The 243-nt window shown below is 43.6% G+C and carries 1 rRNA gene; it reads left to right on the plus strand.

Going from position 1 to position 243, the window contains the following annotated elements:
• Positions 1 to 51: ribosomal RNA gene (locus AAEY97_RS21470) — 16S ribosomal RNA — on the plus strand; the annotation flags it as partial.
• Between the last annotated feature and the right edge of the window lie 192 nt (positions 52 to 243).

The following is a 243-nucleotide window of genomic DNA, read 5'->3' on the forward strand; positions in this document are numbered from 1 at the left end:
AAGTCGTAACAAGGTAGCCCTAGGGGAACCTGGGGCTGGATCACCTCCTTACCTATACGACTAACTCAATACCTAAAGTGCAGAGATGCATGTGAGTGTTCACACAGATTACTTGTTAACTTCTTCGGAAGTAGAGTGAAATGCGCCGCGAGCCGGTTAGCATTGTTCTTTAACAATTTGGAAAGCTGATAGTACTAACTAAAGGCGCATGAATGACGATTCGTTGTTATTGATGTGATTACG

It is taken from the genome of Shewanella sp. TB7-MNA-CIBAN-0143 (genome assembly GCF_040310065.1).
Taxonomy (GTDB): domain Bacteria; phylum Pseudomonadota; class Gammaproteobacteria; order Enterobacterales; family Shewanellaceae; genus Shewanella.